This is a genomic window from Brevundimonas staleyi (genome assembly GCF_041893865.1).
In the GTDB taxonomy this organism is placed as follows: Bacteria; Pseudomonadota; Alphaproteobacteria; order Caulobacterales; family Caulobacteraceae; genus Brevundimonas; species Brevundimonas staleyi.
This window is the reverse complement of record NZ_CP169082.1, coordinates 1,987,140-2,003,854: the sequence shown is the minus strand read 5'-3', so window position 1 is coordinate 2,003,854 and position 16,715 is coordinate 1,987,140. Positions and strand designations below refer to the sequence as shown.

Sequence of the window (16,715 nt, the reverse complement as noted above, 5' to 3'; positions counted from 1 at the left end):
GATCAGTGCGGGGCGATATCCGCCGGCGGCGTGGTCAGCCACGGGGCCAGGCGGAATCGCCTCGGCGGATCGCTGACGGTCCGGGTCAGGATGAAGCGCCTCGCGAAGGCGACCACGGCCCGGATCGTCTGTTCGTCGAACGGCTTTGACACGGCGCCCAGGGCTCCGGCGAATCCGTCGGGAATCTGTTCCGGGTTGGCGGTCAGAAAGATCACGGCCGTGCCGTACTCGCTGACCAGACGATGGGCGATCTGGGGCCCCGTCATCCCGTCCAGCAGGTTGACATCGACCAGGGCCAGCATGGGCCGCTCGCGCTCGGCGATCTCGAAGGCCGAGGCCCGGTCCATGGCGCAACCGACGACATCGCACCCGGCATCGCCGAGCACGAGTTCCAGCTCCATCGCCAGGATGGCCTGATCCTCCACGATCATGACCCGAAGGTCAGACGTCTGTTGCAAACCCGTCCCCAAACACACGCGGTCCGACACTAAGGTTACTGTGTCGGTTAGCGGACAATCGAAACGCGCGCTTGGCGAATTGGTTCTGGGCGGATATCGAAATAGTCAGTTTTTACGCCTTGGGGGGCGAATGACCGCGGACGCGGAACAACGGATCGCCGAGCTCGAACGCCGGGTTCTGGGCGGCTATCAGCTGCTCCAGGCCCTGGTCGGCATTCGCCTGCGCAGCGTGCAGGACCCCGAGAGTCGTCGCCACCTGACCTGGCTCAGCGACGTGGTCGCGGCCATGGGGCTGATCAACCGTCGAATCGTCGAGAGCGGCGCGGTCGATTTCGCCGCCTATCTGGAAGACGCCGCCGGCTTCTGGCGGCGCAACTGCGACGGACGCGGGGTTCGAATCGATCTGCGCGCCGCGCCGGGCGCCCTGCCCGAGACCCATGCGGTGCCCCTGGCCATCATCGTCCACGAACTGATGTCCAACGCCGTGCGCCACGCCTTCCCCGGCGACCGGCGCGGGTCGATCGCCATCGCCTGTTCGCGGGCCTCGGATGGAATCAGTCTGGTGGTGCGTGATTCCGGCGTCGGCGCCGACGAGCTCATCAAGGGCGACGGCCTGGCCCTGGTCGAGGGTCTGGTGGCCCATCTGGGCGGGGCCATGGTCATCGAGACCGCCGCCGATGCGGGCGTGGGCATCCGCGTGCGCCTGCCGATCCGCCCCGACACGACCCACTAAAAGCCAGCGCCACAAAGCAACGAAGCCGCGCCGGGGAGACCCTGGCGCGGCTTTCGCTGTTCGCTTGTCGTGGAAGGCGGTGGCTGGGGAACTAGGACTCGAACCTAGAATGACGGTACCAAAATCTGAAATCTCTGCGGAAGAAACAGACACTTAAGTTGTAAAACCCCAGCTATTCGGACTCAATAAAATCAATGACTTAGGGAGGTGATGTAAAACCCCTTTGAGCCGTCAGATCGTAGGGTTTGGCACTGCGAATGGAATTGAGCTCGCTTGATCGCGACCGCTGGCTGGGGCCCTTAGGGCCTCACGCTCGCGGCAGCAATCATGCCGATCGCCAATCGCTCCGAACGCATGACCAGGGACCGCGTCCACAACGGCGACGGCCGAACTCAAGCGTCAGATTACCGCGTAGGGCTTCGCTGACGCAGCCGCCGGATCTGCCGGACCCTACCGGTTGCGGGTCTGCAGTCCAGCTTCCCCGTTGTGCTCGTTCCCAAGGCTATTCTGTCTTCGTCTCGGGTGCCGTCTTGATGACCTCCTCTTTCCAACCGAGCTCGCGGCTTAGCTCGCGAATGTGGCGCCCTGCCCCGTCCAGGGCCTTGTCCAGAACCTCGAAACAGCGCTCGATCAGAAGCTCGCTCATATAGAAGACCCAAGGCTCGCCGCCGCTCGTGGCGCGGCTGAACCAGTCGTCAGGCCAACCCTCCGTCTCAATCAGGCTGGCGAACTCGGCACGGGTCGCCTTGGGCCATTCGAAGCCGTTGTGAAACATCCGATTGCGATAGACGAAAAGCGCCTTGAGCACCGCTTTGTAGTCGGGCGCCATGGCAGCCTCCATGCCGGTCGCCTCGACTAGCTGGGGAATGCCGAGGGTCAGATCGGTGCGATGCGTTTCCGGCGGCTTGGGGAAATAGATCTGGGGGTTCCAGAAGGCCTCATGGCCTTCACCGGCCCGCTTCGATCGCTTGTGTGAGTTCAGCGGCCAGCCTTGACGGCCGATGCTGCGGAACAGACCCACAAAAACGGACTCGATCATCGGAGCCAGCATGCCGACTGCCGACATACTGTTGGCGGCGTCGTGGTAGACCGAGCCGTGCAGCAGGTCGACATGGTGATCCACGAGATGCCAACTGTTCGGTCCCGTCGCGGCTTGCGCCTGTTTCCCAAGGCGGCTGATCTCCTCGATCAGCGCCTCGTCCGCCGTCCGGTTGCGGCTGAGCAAGCTTCGGACGGCCAGGAGTTGCGCTTCAAGATCGATGTCCGGCAAAGCGTAGCTCGCGTAATCGCGATCCGTCAGTTCAAACATGAAGCGCCTCCCCCCACCGCAACTAGCCCGCCCTCAACGGACCCGCTTGCATACAGACTAGTAGTTGTATGGCTGGGGGCCTAGCTTCTTCGTGCAGGATCGCCCAGCCGTAGCTCTGTTCGACGACGGCGCTAGCGTCCACGCCGATGCTGGCGTTCCGCGGTCCACAATCGTCTTGCAGTGGGCGCGGAGGTCATCCGGGTGATCTCGGAGAAAAGCAGGGTCTGCCATTTGGGCAGGACGTAGGCGAGACCTTCAATCCGCAGAGATGATGCCCATTCGAACCCCTGCCGCCACGGCCTCGATGCGGGTCCTCACGCCCATCTTCGAGCAGGCCTTCTCCAAATAGCTGTCTACCGTCCGAGGGGATAGTTCGAGTATCCCAGCGATGTCTGACGAGCTTTTTCCTCGGCCGGCCCACTGCAAACACTCACGTTCACGCGCGCTCAGCTCAGTGACCGTCGCCGCATTGGCGCGGCTGGTGTCATGATTGACCATAACCACCTCCAGTTGCTTCGATGCGTTAGTACTTCTCAGGCGCCAGGAACGGCAACGCTGAAGACTTGCGTGGGAAACGCATGTTTCTTGCGGGTTTCTATCAGGCTACGCTTTGTTTGCGGGTCAGACCCCTAGGGCCTACGCTGTCTCGTCGGGCGCCGTGAGATAGGCGCGGAAGCGGGAGCCGGGGTTCGCCTTAGGCGAAGGCGGCGCTTCCATCGCTAAGCAGCGGGCCTCAACGCAGAGGATTCCAACGCCCGACCCCTCCCGCTTGCGCCGGGATTCTGTTTGATTCATGCTGGAGCGTCGACGTTCGCGCCGACAACGGGGCTTGGAATCCCTGTGCGATACCGAACTTGGAGCAGCCCCAAGGCGCGCCTTACGCGTCGAGAGGCGCCGTGCGCCCCGCACCGAGCGGAGGCGCGGCCGCGTTCGCTCGCGCTTGGGTTTCCCGGCCCGCCCCTGTGGGCGGGAGGACGGAGTGACCGACGCCAAAGAAATGGACGCCGAGACGGCCGAAGGCTTGGAGCGCCTTTACCGCCGATACAACAGCTGGCTGACCGGCCGGCTGCGCGTCTTCGTGGGCGCCGATCAGGCCGCTGACGTCGCCCAAGAGACCTATATTCGAGCCGCGCCCTATTCGGCGGGCGGGGTCAGACGGCCGAAGGCGCTGCTTCTTCGGATCGCGCTGAACCTGGTGCGCGATGACAGCCGCCGGAGTCGTCGTCGCGGTGGCGAACCCGCCGATGTCGACGCGGTCGATCCGGGAGAAGGCGCCAGCCAGTTGGAGGACCTCCTCTTAAAGCAGGTCATCCTGACCATGCCCGCGCTTTACCGCGACGTCTTCGTGATGAGCCGTTTTGGCGGTATGACATATGCGGAGATCGCTGCGGCTCGCGGCCTGAACTTGAAAACCGTGGAATGGCGGATGTCGAAGGCGTTGGACCATTGCTCGAAGCAGATGGGGGCTTAGGCGGGCCGCCATGACCCGAGATTCTGATCCCGATGTACGCCGCCAGCAGGCCTCTGACTGGTTCAGCCGCCTTGGCGCGCCCCAGGTCTCCTCCGACGACATCCGCCACTTCTTCGAGTGGCGGCGAGACCTCGTCGCCTTGATGGGGCGATCCGACGAGGTGCTCGAAGTTGTCCTGCGGCTTGCGGGCCGTCAGGAGCTGGTCACTGCCCGTCGGCTGTCCGGCGCGCGCGAAAAGCTGCGCGAGATGCTGGCTCTCATGGACGATCTGCAGTCATGACGCGTACCGGCTCTTTGATGGAACCGGTCGGTTGCTTTTTCCCACAGCAGCTCAGCCGTGAAGGTCGCTCGCCTTGTTAGAGTCGATCGCCCGCAAAAAATGGATCGACTGCCGGTCCGACGAGGAGTTCCCCGGACAAGCGTCCGGGTACAGTGGCCGCAGACAAACGCCATCAGACTGGAAGAGCCTAGCGAGCTTCGGCACTAGCCGGCGAGGTACCCGTCTCAGCCGATTTCGCAGGCGGCCGAGGTGGAGCGGTAAGCGTCGACCGAGGCTCTTTGGACGCCACATCTCGTTGCTCTTGAAAGGATGGATCCGAACCCCGACGTGCTGTGTTTGTCGGCCAGTCGATCTTATCAGGCAGGCGATCGATCACCAGGAACACGAGAACCGCCGCGCACGTCGTGACGAACGCGGTCAACCAGAAACTTGCGGCGTACCGCGCTCCTGACCGTAGTTGCTTGCCATTTTGAAGGTCCAACGATCCGTCGCCGATCCGGACAATCGAGAGGACAAGCGTGCTCACCGCCATCGCGAACAGAACCGGACCAAATGGCAAGGACTTGGAAACGGCAGAGGTGTCGCCGGCGATCACGACGATCGATATCGCGGACAATACCAGAGCCATCGGATAGACGCCGGTCCGCGCGATCTTCCGCGCGCGTGAATAGCGTCCTCGGCGATCCCATGGCCACCTCATCGGGGCGCCTCCGCCTGCGTCGGCGTTCTAGCAGCACCGGGCTCGGTACATGTTTTGACGCCGAGGGCGATGAAGGCGCCGATTATGAGGGCCATAGACCAGCGCAGGATCGAGTGGTCGCGCTCGACCTTCTGTAATCTTTCGTCCAACGCGGATTTCGTCTCATCGATCTTCTTATCCAAGCCTGGAAGGGAGTGGAACTGATGAGCTAACGGCGTGATCAGGTCGGTTGAGATCCCCGTGAATCCCTGTTTCTCCCTGCCGTGCGACCCACCGTCTAGGTCGGCGAAGAAGATCTCGAACCACTCATCGCCTCTCGCGACGTGGATCGTGCCAGGACCGGCATTGAAGACCGCGAAGATGAGATAGCCACTGTAGCCTGGCTCCACGTAGAAGCCGGACACATTCACCAGACCGCGGAATTTCGTGGCCTTCGACCGTAGGGCGATGAACGCGATGGCGTCTTCAGGAATGCTCACCCATTCGGCGGTCTGCAGAAACGCGAACTGACCGGATGGAATCGCGCGTGATTCCCTTGGCCTCAAACGCTCTCTGGACTTTGGATCCTCATCCGAGGCGGGCGAGATATATATCTCGGCGCCAACGGTCAGATTGTAAGAGGCGCGTTCCCGTCGCTTTTCCTGATCCTTTTCGAAGCCTTCAATGATGTATCTGCCCGTTTCGGCGAAATGCTCCTCGTTGCGACGCGCGATCGTGGACCACGTCCAAAATCCTCTGCCTTCGCTGTTCGTCGGATCCCCCTCATCCCTCATGACGGCCGCCTATGCCGCCACCGCGTCGAACAAGCCGGGCTGGGTCGAAGACGCGGCGGTGGGCGTGTAGGCTGGCACGGTCAGATTCCAACGCGTCGGGTAGAAGGGTTGCTGCAAGGCTCGTGAGCTAAGCTTATACGTCTGCTTGATGCGCACGCGGCCCGAGATGCCCGTGACGTTGGGATGAGCGACACGCGCATACTTCGAGATTTCACAGAACAGGTTCTGGCAATCGATCGGCTGCAGCCGTCGACCAAACAGGCCGGGAAAATCCAGGCCCAGTCGCTTGAACTCAGCCTCCTGCCGGTCGACCATCGCATGAATGATATCCTCCGGAGCGTAGTCATCCGCATCGTCGAAACACTTGGCGATGCCGTCGAGCGCCCCCGGCCCCGCGACGACGAACTCGGACTCTTCCAGGGAGAGGAACGGCGCGTAATTCAAGTCAATGCAATATTGAAACGCGAGGAACTTCCCCAACCCCGGATAGGGGATCAAGAGGTCGAAGATGCCACTCAAGCTTCCGGCCTTCTCAACCTTGGCTGGCAATCCGTCCTCCATCATCATCTTGAGCAGGCGAAGATGGTTGGTGTGTTTGCGTTCTGCCCCCAAGGCGGGTGACGGCATGATGTAGGCGGCCGAATAAATCCGACTTCCGCGCGCTATCGCGTCATTAAGCACATGATCAGCGGCATCGAAGTCGAACGATTGCCAACTTAGAGGGCCTAGCTGGCTTTCAAGGTGCTCCCAAGTCTCGACCTTGTTGAACAGCTTGAAGAGCAGAGTGCGGAAGAAGAGTTCCTGCGGCGATCGTGACCGATCAGCCGCGTACTGGACGCGTCGAATCAGGAACTGGCTAACTCTATCACTGGCCCGGTAGGCGTTAGTGAAACGATACGTCCTCAAGATGGGGTCGTCGGTCCAAGGCCCCCGCTTCCCCTCAAGCCGCCGGAGATACATGGCCTGGCGTTCCGCCGCGAACCGCCAATAGTCATCGTAAACGATGGTAGGGTTCATGCGCTTTGCCTTTCCGTCGAGAAAGTGAGCCTAGGCGGATTCGAGAAGGTCCTGATCAGATTTCATTCAATCACAGGTCAATCCAAGCCAGGGCTGTGGAAAATCAGCTCGCCGTCGGTTGTTGAAACGTGATCGTGCGCTCGTTCATGTCGACGGTGACCACGCCGGCCCCGAAGAGGCGAAGCTGATGGAAGACAGCGTACCCATCCAGTATCGCCGCCTCCCACTCCGACAGCCGATTTTTCGCGACCTCAAGGTCGGTCACGAGGGCTCTTATCCCTTTCAGAAAGCTAAAAGATATGTCTCCGCTTCCCGGGAAAAGCTGTACGGGCCCGGTCACGCCAACGGCTCGAACCGCTGCGAGCCGCACACCTTCGGCATGGATCGCCTTGACCACGGCCTCTTCCACAATCCGCGCGCGCGCGCCGTCTTCGACTTCGTCGACTTCCGGATCGCTTTTGCGCTTGCGCGCCATTAGCGAACGCAGCACGGGAGACCAGCCAAGCTTCGCGACGTTGGCCAGATGCATGACGTCATGAAAGCGATATCCGTCGTCGTGATACGCGTTGTCTGTGAGGTCGTCGCCGAGTTGCGCGCCTTCAAGCATCATCCGAGAACGTCCCGGACCGGCCGACAGGAACTCGACTTGGAAACGACGAGGGAATCTCTCCTTTTCCGGGAAGCCCTCGTCGTGAAGAGGCGTTCGCGCCGACCGATCCCACCGATCAGAGATCTTGGCGACGTTCGCGGCGACGATGTCGCTCATGCGTAGCTCGTATAAGCTGCTCAGAGCCGCGACATGCCAGGCGATCTCGCCCAACAGATCGTTCATTGGCCGGTCCGGCAGCGTGGTGTTCAGCTCACGCTCGATTTCCGGAAGGCTCTGTCGCAGCAGTTCGGCGCCAAGTTGCTGTAGAACGACCAGGCACACCTCGGCGAGTTCCCGATCTTTTGTGCGGGCCGTTAGGAACGCGAGGTCTTGGTAGTCCTCGAATCTCAAGTCGCGGCGGCGCGGGAAGTGTTCAGCGGCCTGAAGAAATTGCGCCCGTTTGGTGGGATCGAGCACCTGCCGTAGGCGCTCAGCGCGTTTGCTGTTGGCGCCCAGCTCGTCCTTGAGCTGCCCGATATCGTGCGCGAAAATATTCACGAGCTTGCCGGGGTTGGCTTGCCGCACGAGCGCGAAGCAGTACCACACCACATCACCGAGCTCTTCGATTATGTCGGCATCCGGCACGTTCCAGGCCGATTGGCCCACATTGGCCAGCAAACGCTTCTTCACCGCGGAAATGACGGAACCGATTTCGGAGGCCACGCCATAGAGCGCGATCTCCATCCGCACTTTTGGCGGCAGATCCGTTGATTGGTCTGTGCGCTCGACAAACCTGTCGTATTCAGAAACGAGCATAGAGGTCATGTGGCTGCCGTCACGTCCAGTCGATCGGCCGACCGAGCCGGCCCCGAGGCAGACCGTCGAACCATAAGTTGGTTCGATTCACGAACTCCGGCTCGAAGTCTCCTCTAAAGTCTCGAACCCGCGCAAGTCCGAACCCATCGAACTCCGCCGGCAACACCGGCGCTTCTCGTCCCCAATAGGTAAATTCGCTCGCCCATAAAATTCGATCAGCGCTTGTGTCTTGATGAAGGTTCGCGAGGTTCAGAACGCCGCCGACCTGGCTGTGGTGGGAGTCTTCCTGGATCCAAGACCCGTCGGATGCGTGATGATAGATGTTGTCACCGAAGGCGCGCTGGCGGCTTAGCCCGAGCGAAGCCTTCTTTCGCTCAAAACGCGGATCGTCCCAATACTCCTGAAAAGTCATCGCGCCCCCGACGCGCATCGCGCAGATGACCCGCCCAGATCGTCCATTCTTGACGCTGCCACACGCGACGACGAGATCGCCAGGCGCCGCCTTTCGCCGGACATTCGGTTTACAGGTCGCGAGCGTGCACAGCCCGCCAAACGGATTGGGCGCGAACCCGAAATCCCTGACCATCTTGTAAGCGAAAAGGTTCGTCATAGGTCACTGGCAGCGCACGCGAGAAATCTCGCGATCAGGGGCGCGTTGGCCATCGGGCTTCTCCCAAATCGGGGAGCCAGATATCGCTTCGGCGAGGTTCGGCCCGTCGACCCGCACGATCGATTCAGCCTGCTCATCAAGCGCTTCAGGGAACGCGTCGCGCGCACCGGCATAAGCACCGATCATTCTTATGTCTGCGCCACCCGCCACCGCAGCGCATGCGTCGATCAGGCCGTCATCGACGGGCACCGCCGGCAAAAGGAAAATACACAGCTCAGTTCCATCCATGCAGTCAACCAACGCCTGGGGCAGTTCGCCCTGCGGCAGGAGTCCTTCAGCGGCTTCAGCAGCGTCCGCCTCGCACACCGAGAAGCCCCCCTCCTCCATCTCGGCACGTACTTTTGCGACGGACCCGGCCGTCGCGGGCACATAGATGATGCAAGCCTTGCGATGATCGCTCATAGTCGCCTCCCAGAACATAAGGAAAACATCTCACTACCTCAGGATGCGTTTGGCAAGGGTTCGCGGATCGAAGATCAAACCGGAGTGAAGATGGACTTGCCAGAGCGGTCCGCACCCCGTCCGCACTGGGACTTTCGCCGCCAGTGGCGAGCTCGCAGCGGGAAGTCTAGACTTCACGGATGTCCGACCCTCTCCAGAATGTTGACGTTCTCCCGGCTCGCCGGACGCCATCCCAGGACCAGATCATCCGTCGCACGGACGCCACCCTGCGGTCGCGCTATCCGCATCTGACGACCGAGATTTTCGAGGTGTCGCCTTTCGACTTCCGTATCGTCTTCGACGCGACGCAGGAGGACGCGGAGGTCATTGGCCCCATCTTCGACGAAACGATCCGTCCGATCACGGCGCCAGTCCGGCTCAGCAATGAGCGGCCGACCAACCCGATCCGGACGCTCAGGCCGATGACCGACGCGGAAGCCTCCAGCGAGATGGCGGGCCTGCCGTTGCGCACCTTCGATCTGCTAAATCTGCTGTTGTCTCGGTATCCCGACTGCGGCGTCACGGACCTGGACACCGACGCTCGCTTGCGACGCGTCACGCTCAAGGCCCCGTCGCCGATTTCCGACGCCGTCCTTCGAGATCTGACCACGTTCATTCGGGGCGTGGATATCGATTGGCCGATCGACCTCGAGATCGTCGCCGCCGACATCGCTCCACGCCTCGATGTCGAAACCAACCCGATGTTCATCCTCGCCTCGGCTTTTCGAAAAGCCGCGCCTCGCCATGTTCGTGAAGACGAAGCCTTCTGGTTCGACAATATCGAGGCGGTCGCCAGGGGCGGCCTGACCATCGACCGCTTCCCGGGGATGAAACCTGAGGCGTTCCGGTGCTTCCTCGATCTCACCCGAGGCAGCGGTCAAGCCAACTTGCGTCAGATGGTCATGCTGTATGACGAGGTCTGGTGCAGTCTCCCGCTTCTCGAGGACTTCGACGCCTTCCTCGCGGAGCAGCGTCTGACACGAGCCGAACTGCTCGACCTCGTCGGCTCCGGTCGACTGAGGATCGTCTCGACCCAGCCCGAGGAGCGGCTGGACATTCCGTTCCTCGACGCCGTGACGGAACGCGCGCCGACCGCCCTTTTCGGGCGTCGGACGACCGCCGCGCTCCTGATGGCGGATGTCGCCCAGACCGCAGAAATCTCACGCCTCAACGATCGGCGCCTCCGAGAGATCGCCGGCCCGTTGGTCAAGGGCGTCTCCGAGCTGATCGGCGGTTCGCCCGACGCCTTGATGCAGGCCTTGTTCTGGCCGCTGCAAGCCCGGCGCGGCGCGCTTCAATCCACCCTGGATCTGGGCTCGAAGGCGGGGCCGGCGCTCGGGCTGGGGCGGGCGCTCGCGGAACAAATCAAGGCCTCGGGAGGCGTCGATGTCGAACTGGAGCTGATGCTCTTCTCCGAGACTGTTCATATCGGGCACGCCTTGAACGCCACGGTCTATCCGGGCCTCGATCAACCCTCTGGCGACGTGAGGCTGATGTCGATGATCGGGCAGGACCTCAATTTCCATCGCGGCTTCAATCGCGCGATCGTGGCCGCTTGGGCGTCGAACGAGCGCCGGCGCGCCGAGGGCGTCACCGTGATGCCGCCGTTGCCCCTGTTCGAGTTCGAGCATGTGCCGATAGAGGAGTTCCTGGAGGACACGCGATTGGGTTCGACCCGGAGGTCGGGCCGGGCCCTGATGGCCCGATTGGCGGATCTCCCGGACGGAGCCCGCGCGGACGAGGTTCAGAAACTCGTCGCGGACCTGAGGAAGCTCGAGCGTGGCGAGGGAACCCGGCTTTTGAGTTTCGAGACCCTCGACACCGGTCTTTCGCTGGCGGGCATCATCGGGGGATTCGTCTATCCGCCATTGGCGGGCCTGCTTGGGATCGGTAAGCCGGCGGTCGAGCGGCTGCGAAATATTCCGGCGGTCGATCGGTTCGTGGACGAATTTCTCGACGACGCGGCGCCGATGACCCGACGCAACAGCGATCTCGACTTCCTGTCCCGCATCAAGCGCGTGGCTCAGTTCAAGCGGTCGCGCATCTGAAGCGTGTCCGCTGGCGTCTTGATTCGCAACGGGATCCTCTGGCCCGTCTTCGCGCCCTGGAAATCCTTCCTCTCGCTTGGCGCCTGAGGCGGCCGCTCCAAGCTACGCGTTGACGCGACTCTCTAACGTGCATATATTTTTCTCATAGCAATATTTTTCGTTATTGGATTGCCGTTATGAACGACGCCGAGCTCGAGCGGAACATCACGTACTACGTCGATCACCTGACGGGACTCTGTGAGGTCTTCAACCAAGCGGCTGAGGCGCGGGCCATCGACGTTCGGATGGACGCGACCAAGGCCATCGGAGCCATTGACGTGAACTTGGGTGAGATCGCCCCGTTCTGGTCCCGAATCGACGACACCGGCGTCGTCCACGAGGCGCAACTGCGCACAGCCGTGGATTGCATCGAGAAGCTGGTCCGGGCGCCCCAGCGCTGTGGCCACGTTTTGGGAGCCATGCAATCCGGCAAGACCACGACGTCCCTGACGCTGCAGTGGGCCGGCCCCGTTCTCTACCTGCTGACCGGCTCCAAACACTACCCGTTCTACATCATCAGCAGCCAAACCAGTCACGAGGATCAGACGATCGCCGAGCTGGAGCGCTTCTCGGCCTACTACGGCAATCTGGAATTCCGTCGCGTGGATGGGCAGCCGGTTGAAGGCATCGACGCCATGTTCGCGCGGTCCTCGACCCTCAGCACCTACCGCAAGTACGTCCTGCGTGACGAGATGGAATACGTTCAACCTGTCGCCCCGTTGGATGACCTCGTCCACCGGCGGGTCCAAGGGCATAAGGGCGTTGAGCAAATCGTGCGTCTGTGCCACCGAGCCAACGCGCAAGGCTATCAGCCTCTGATGATCATCGACGAGCCGCAGTTTGGCGCCAGCGACCGGATCGTGAAGACGGACGACGGTGTCTCGCGTCGGACCTGCCTGCTGCAACAGATTTTCGAGGACATCGAGGCGGCTCTCGGCACCGAATGGACCGACCATCGCTTCGTGGGGTTGTCGGCCACGCCGTTCGAACTGAACGATCTCAGCGAGGTCTGGGAAGTGCGGCAGTACCTGTCCTCCGGTTATTCCGGGTTCAACGCCTTCAACGGCGCGGCCATCGATCCGTCCATTCAGATCACGCCGCCGGACACGATCGGACTCACCGGCTACGCCGAGTCGGTTGGCCAGCCCTTCCTGGCCGACATCTCCATGGCCGCTTACGATGGCTCCCAAGCCGTCTTCGATCGCCACGTCGGCAAGATCGGCTTCGAGGGCGATCAGGACGCCTATCAGGAGGCGGTCGTCGCGGCGCTCCGGGCGGCCCTGACCACCACCTTGGCCGACTATGAGGCGGCCGAGCCTGGCCGGGTGGTCGGTCTCTGCGTGCGCGCCTTCAATGACAACGCGCGCACCGAGGCCTTGATCATGCGGCTTGGCCTGGATCCGGAGCGGGTCGAGGTGATCCGGTACTTCGGCGCGCGCGCGAACAGCCTGTCGATCAAGAAGATGATCGCGCGCCGCGGCCGCCCCGACCTGCCGTACGTCATCTTCGTCACCAACCGGGCGCGCATGGCCGACGCCTTCCCGGCCGAGGTGCGTTTCTTCCTCGATCTGGCGCAGAAGGCCCAGGATTTGAACGCCCTCCTGCAGGGTCTGCTGGGCCGCGCTTGCGGCTACGGCAAGAGGTCGCGCGTTGTGCTGTCGGACTTCAACGCCCAGGTCGTTGAAGCGTACACCGACACCTTGGGGGGCTATGTCCTGAAGCCGAGCCGCCACAGCATCGCGGTGAACGGCGGCCTGCGCCGGGGGGCGCCGACCGGCATGATCAAGCTCACGCGCGACATGGCTGATCAGACCGTTCGCGATTTCTTCGACCTGATCGACGCGCGGGTCGTCGAGCCCAACCTCAAGCCTGGGCTCAAGCTCAGCCCCACCCGCGCCAGCCGGGCGAGCGGCGATCCGGGCTTTCGGACGGCGCCCATCCTCCGCATCGCCGATCAGGTCGGTTTGTTCGACCACATTGAGCGGCCGGACGTGCGTCAGGTCCTGTTTCCCCGCATCCGCACGCACTTCCAGGTGGCGCGCGCCCAGGACGTGATCCAACACACACGGCATCGGGGCGTCCCGCTGCGCTATCAGCTCGACGAAGCCGGCGACTGTCGCTTCACCTTCCGCTGGTCCCAGCGCGACGCCGCCGCCCAAGGCGGCGCCGCTGGCCGCGCCAAGGGCTCGCGGGATAAGGGCCAGCACATGGAGCCGACCGTATACGTGGAGAAGTACGACCCGGTGACGGGTGAGATCATCCCCAAGGACGAGGAACGCGAGGGCGCATGGCGCGCCTTCATGGTGACGTTCCCGCTTCGTCAGTTGGTCCAGGAATTCGAGGTGGCCACCATCGCCCTGCCCACGGACACCAGCGCGTTCGATTCCTGGCTGTCGGAAGACGAACGCGGTCAGCGCGCGGAGGAGATGTGGATTCGTCGCCGGGGTCGGCAGCCGGCTTGACGCGAAGGTCAACCCTCGCGGGCTGGTGCGGCGCGGATCGTCTCCACGAGGGCGTCCAAGGCCCGGAGGTCGCGGAGCTGGCATTCCCAGATCGTGATCACCGTCCACCCCGCGTCCCGGAGCGCGGCGAGGTCCCGCGCGTCGCGCACCTGGTTGGCGGCGAACTTAGCTTCCCAGAAATCGACCCGCGTCTTCGGCGTTCGGGTCAAGCGACAGTCGGGGTCGTCGTGCCGGTGCCAGAAACAGCCGTGGATGAAGACCGCCAGCCGACGTGACCGGAAGACGATGTCAGGCCGGCCGGGCAGATCCCGCGCCTGGAGTCGGTAGCGCAGCCCCGCTCCATGAAGCGCCCGGCGCACGATCCACTCCGGCCTCGTGTCCCGGCCCTTGACCCTGGACATCTGCTCGGAGCGGGTCAGCGGGGCCTTCACTCGGCGGTCAGATGCTCTCGGGCGTAGGGATATGGCGTGGCCTCGCGATAGAGGATGACCCGATCCGGGAAGATCGTCGCCCGCCACCCGGACGGCAGGACTTCCAAGGCCCACTGGACGGCCTGACGGACCGTGAAGGGCTGGTCTGGCAACTGTATCGGCGCGGCCTCACGATGATCGGCGTGGCCGAGTCTATGATGACTGGGTCTGCCATTCGCGCCGGCGTCGGTTTCGTACCGGAACGTATAGGGGAGCTGATCCTTCAGCGAGAGGAGCAGCTCCAGGACGCCGACGAGCCTGCCTTGAAGCGGCGACACGATCAGCTTATCGATGTCGATGGGGCGTTCCTTGTCGAAATCGGCTGGCTCCTGCGCCTCCCGATTATGCCCCGGATCGTTGGAGCCGAAGCCGCTGAAGTTCCAGCGCAGGGCGGTCGGATCCTTCTCGCGTAGCGCCTTGATCAGGATGGCCTCCACGTCGAAGTTGGAGAAGACCATGATCCGCACCGCCTTGAAGCCGATGCGCGCGGGATCGAGGCCTTGGCGATCCTGGATCGTGTTGTGGTGCTTGGCCAGCCGCGACCGGAAGCCATGTCGGGTGTCCGTCTTGCCCGCGTAAACCGGATGTCCGTCCTCGAACAGGACGTAGGCGCCTTTCGCCTTCGCCGGCAGGGCCGCGATCGCGTCGAGCGTCAAGGGCGCGATCGCCGCACTATCCACGACGCCGGGCAGTTCCTGGCGAAGCACCTTCTCTACGTCGATCTCATATTCGACATAGCCGTCGAGGTCGGCGTCCTGGACGTGGGCGGCGGGCGTGTCGAAATCCATGGACGAGCTTTCGCACAGCCTGCGGGCGATTCAAACCCGGCGATCCCGGATCAGGACCGCCCGGCGGCCAGGCGGCCCGACAACCAACGGCCGGCGGCCTCCCCGAGTTGGGCCGGAACGGCGTTGCCAAGCTGACGCATGCTCTCCGACCAAGAGCGGGGGAAGAGGTAGTCGTCAGGCAAACCCACGAGGCGGGCGGCCTCGCGCAGGGTGAAGTACCGGACCGAACCATCATCCAGCACCATCATGTTCTCGCCGCCCGGCACGCCATGATCCCCGGCCTTCAACGCCTTGGCGGGTCGATCGAGCGGGCTTCCCGTGTGCCCGGGGTAAACCCGCGCGCCCGGCTGGAAGACGTGATTGCGCGCGCCGTCGGGCTCCCCAAGCCCGACGATCGCGTCGCGGACCGTCACCCACGCCTCACCGGTCGGCGCGGCTTTTAGAGTCCGCAGGTGAGCGACGCGGCGAAGGTCCCGATCCGCGGCGGGTCGAGCGCGGGGCTCCAGCCCATGCCGTCTCCAGTACTCGCCGGTGATGTATTGATCCCAGAGCAGGCGATCATGAGAGTGTGTCGGCGCCATGCGGCCGGGCTCGACGTCAAGGCGAGCGGCCGCACCGAACACCAGCACCCGGTGACGGATCTGAGGCGCGCCGTGGTCGGCGGCGTTCACCACCTGCCAGGAGACCGCGTACTCGCGCGGGCGCCGGATCTCGCCGAGGCGACGGGCGTGATCCGAGACGCCCTCGCCGACCAGACGCGCCGCGGAGGGCCGCTCGAGATGGGCGATGATCCAGTCGAGATACGGCTGAAACCGCGGGCCGGCCAAGTTCCGGACATTCTCGAACAGGAAGCCGTCTGGGGCGGCCTCGCGGATGGCGCGCACCGCTTCCGGCCACATATCTCGGGAATCCTCCGGTCCCCGCTTCTTCCCGCCGATACCGAACGGCTGGCATGGCGGGCCGCCGGACACCACGGCGAGTTGACCGCGCAACGGTTCCCAATCGATGTCGCGCACATCCAATCGAGTCATCGGCCAGTGGGCGACATGGTCGATCGCCCGGTCACGGTTGTGGATCGCCGTCGCCACGGCGTCGGCGTCATATTCGGCCATGAGAGCGTGCTCGAAACCGGCGCGGGACATGCCCAGGGCCAAGCCGCCGCAACCCGCGAACAATTCCGCGCTCCGCATCAGCCTTTCCCCGCGATCACGGGACCGCCGTCGCCCGAATCGAGATACCGCTCGACGGCACGCCGCATGATCCAGGCGACGCTGACGCCTTCCCGCTCAGCCAAGGCCTCGATCTGGCGCTTGCGCGCGCGGCTCAGAGTGGTGGTCAACCGCTCGGCGTCCTTGCCGTCCTTGCCCATCGTTATCCTGCCGCGGACCGCCGCGGACCGCGGCGATTTGGAAGGTGACACCATCGCCTTTCGGGTGCAAGAGCCCGCGAGCGATAAAGTGAACATTACGAGAACATACACACGAAACGCGGCGAAATCGACACACCGCGCCGGACCTCGAGATGAACGCCGACACGGATCTCAGGCGTGGGGCGTGAGTCGGCCGTACCGTCGGCGATGTCGAGGGCGCGGCGGGTTGGAGGACCACTAGCTTCGCGATCGCCGTGACCCCACATCTTGGAAGCCTCCGAA

At 63.3% G+C, this 16,715-nt stretch carries 18 protein-coding genes; 5 read left to right on the top strand and 13 right to left on the bottom strand.

Annotated features, from left to right (window positions below):
* Nucleotides 1-2: 2 nt before the first annotated feature.
* Nucleotides 3-458: a response regulator gene (locus tag ACETK8_RS10095; protein WP_374035912.1), complete on the bottom strand. Its 456-nt coding sequence runs from the start codon at nucleotides 456-458 to the stop codon at nucleotides 3-5.
* Nucleotides 459-588: 130 nt separating this feature from the next.
* Between ACETK8_RS10095 and ACETK8_RS10090 the strand changes: the two genes are divergently transcribed.
* Nucleotides 589-1,191, top strand: coding sequence for a sensor histidine kinase (locus ACETK8_RS10090; RefSeq protein WP_374035911.1), 603 nt, complete (start codon nucleotides 589-591; stop codon nucleotides 1,189-1,191).
* 502 nt (nucleotides 1,192-1,693) lie between these two features.
* Here ACETK8_RS10090 and ACETK8_RS10085 read toward each other — a convergent pair.
* A complete protein-coding gene (locus ACETK8_RS10085; protein WP_374035910.1) occupies nucleotides 1,694-2,500 on the bottom strand; it encodes a hypothetical protein in 807 nt (268 codons plus the stop codon).
* A gap of 255 nt (nucleotides 2,501-2,755) precedes the next feature.
* Nucleotides 2,756-2,998 carry a response regulator transcription factor gene (locus tag ACETK8_RS10080; protein ID WP_374035909.1) on the bottom strand — a complete coding sequence of 81 codons (243 nt, stop codon included), beginning with the start codon at nucleotides 2,996-2,998 and terminating at the stop codon, nucleotides 2,756-2,758.
* Between the two features lie 481 nt (nucleotides 2,999-3,479).
* Between ACETK8_RS10080 and ACETK8_RS10075 the strand changes: the two genes are divergently transcribed.
* Both ACETK8_RS10075 and ACETK8_RS10070 read left to right on the top strand, forming a co-directional pair.
* Nucleotides 3,480-3,971 carry an RNA polymerase sigma factor gene (locus ACETK8_RS10075; protein ID WP_374035908.1) on the top strand — a complete coding sequence of 164 codons (492 nt, stop codon included), beginning with the start codon at nucleotides 3,480-3,482 and terminating at the stop codon, nucleotides 3,969-3,971.
* A 10-nt stretch (nucleotides 3,972-3,981) separates the two neighbouring features.
* Entirely contained in the window at nucleotides 3,982-4,251 is a 270-nt protein-coding gene (locus ACETK8_RS10070; RefSeq protein ID WP_374035907.1) for a hypothetical protein, read from the top strand.
* 187 nt (nucleotides 4,252-4,438) lie between these two features.
* Here the strand turns inward: ACETK8_RS10070 and ACETK8_RS10065 are convergent, their stop codons facing one another.
* The 6 genes from ACETK8_RS10065 to ACETK8_RS10040 all read right to left on the bottom strand — a co-directional run bounded on the left by ACETK8_RS10065 (nucleotide 4,439) and on the right by ACETK8_RS10040 (nucleotide 9,218).
* Nucleotides 4,439-4,879, bottom strand: a complete 441-nt coding sequence (locus ACETK8_RS10065; RefSeq protein WP_374035906.1) for a hypothetical protein — start codon at nucleotides 4,877-4,879, stop codon at nucleotides 4,439-4,441.
* A gap of 68 nt (nucleotides 4,880-4,947) precedes the next feature.
* Nucleotides 4,948-5,724: a dCTP deaminase domain-containing protein gene (locus tag ACETK8_RS10060; protein WP_374035905.1), complete on the bottom strand. Its 777-nt coding sequence runs from the start codon at nucleotides 5,722-5,724 to the stop codon at nucleotides 4,948-4,950.
* Between the two features lie 9 nt (nucleotides 5,725-5,733).
* Nucleotides 5,734-6,741 carry a nucleotide kinase domain-containing protein gene (locus ACETK8_RS10055; protein WP_374035904.1) on the bottom strand — a complete coding sequence of 336 codons (1,008 nt, stop codon included), beginning with the start codon at nucleotides 6,739-6,741 and terminating at the stop codon, nucleotides 5,734-5,736.
* 103 nt (nucleotides 6,742-6,844) lie between these two features.
* Entirely contained in the window at nucleotides 6,845-8,155 is a 1,311-nt protein-coding gene (locus ACETK8_RS10050) for a hypothetical protein (protein WP_374035903.1), read from the bottom strand.
* A gap of 10 nt (nucleotides 8,156-8,165) precedes the next feature.
* On the bottom strand, nucleotides 8,166-8,756 hold the full coding sequence (locus ACETK8_RS10045; RefSeq protein ID WP_374035902.1) for a hypothetical protein: 591 nt from the start codon (nucleotides 8,754-8,756) through the stop codon (nucleotides 8,166-8,168).
* 3 nt (nucleotides 8,757-8,759) lie between these two features.
* On the bottom strand, nucleotides 8,760-9,218 hold the full coding sequence (locus ACETK8_RS10040) for a hypothetical protein (protein ID WP_374035901.1): 459 nt from the start codon (nucleotides 9,216-9,218) through the stop codon (nucleotides 8,760-8,762).
* Between the two features lie 461 nt (nucleotides 9,219-9,679).
* Between ACETK8_RS10040 and ACETK8_RS10035 the strand changes: the two genes are divergently transcribed.
* Together ACETK8_RS10035 and ACETK8_RS10030 are read left to right on the top strand one after the other, a co-directional pair.
* Complete coding sequence (locus ACETK8_RS10035) at nucleotides 9,680-11,305, top strand: hypothetical protein (protein WP_374035900.1); 1,626 nt, start codon at nucleotides 9,680-9,682, stop codon at nucleotides 11,303-11,305.
* A 176-nt stretch (nucleotides 11,306-11,481) separates the two neighbouring features.
* Entirely contained in the window at nucleotides 11,482-13,806 is a 2,325-nt protein-coding gene (locus ACETK8_RS10030; protein ID WP_374035899.1) for a hypothetical protein, read from the top strand.
* 8 nt (nucleotides 13,807-13,814) lie between these two features.
* Here the strand turns inward: ACETK8_RS10030 and ACETK8_RS10025 are convergent, their stop codons facing one another.
* From ACETK8_RS10025 to ACETK8_RS10010, 4 genes are read right to left on the bottom strand one after another with little or no spacing between them, the layout of a single operon-like run.
* Nucleotides 13,815-14,237: a very short patch repair endonuclease gene (locus ACETK8_RS10025; RefSeq protein ID WP_374035898.1), complete on the bottom strand. Its 423-nt coding sequence runs from the start codon at nucleotides 14,235-14,237 to the stop codon at nucleotides 13,815-13,817.
* Nucleotides 14,234-15,064, bottom strand: coding sequence for a hypothetical protein (locus ACETK8_RS10020; protein WP_374035897.1), 831 nt, complete (start codon nucleotides 15,062-15,064; stop codon nucleotides 14,234-14,236). Before ACETK8_RS10020 ends, ACETK8_RS10025 begins: the two co-directional genes overlap by 4 nt.
* Before the next feature lie 50 nt (nucleotides 15,065-15,114).
* Entirely contained in the window at nucleotides 15,115-16,254 is a 1,140-nt protein-coding gene (locus ACETK8_RS10015) for a DNA cytosine methyltransferase (protein WP_374035896.1), read from the bottom strand.
* Nucleotides 16,254-16,433 carry a ribbon-helix-helix domain-containing protein gene (locus ACETK8_RS10010; protein ID WP_374035895.1) on the bottom strand — a complete coding sequence of 60 codons (180 nt, stop codon included), beginning with the start codon at nucleotides 16,431-16,433 and terminating at the stop codon, nucleotides 16,254-16,256. Before ACETK8_RS10010 ends, ACETK8_RS10015 begins: the two co-directional genes overlap by 1 nt.
* Nucleotides 16,434-16,715: the final 282 nt, after the last annotated feature.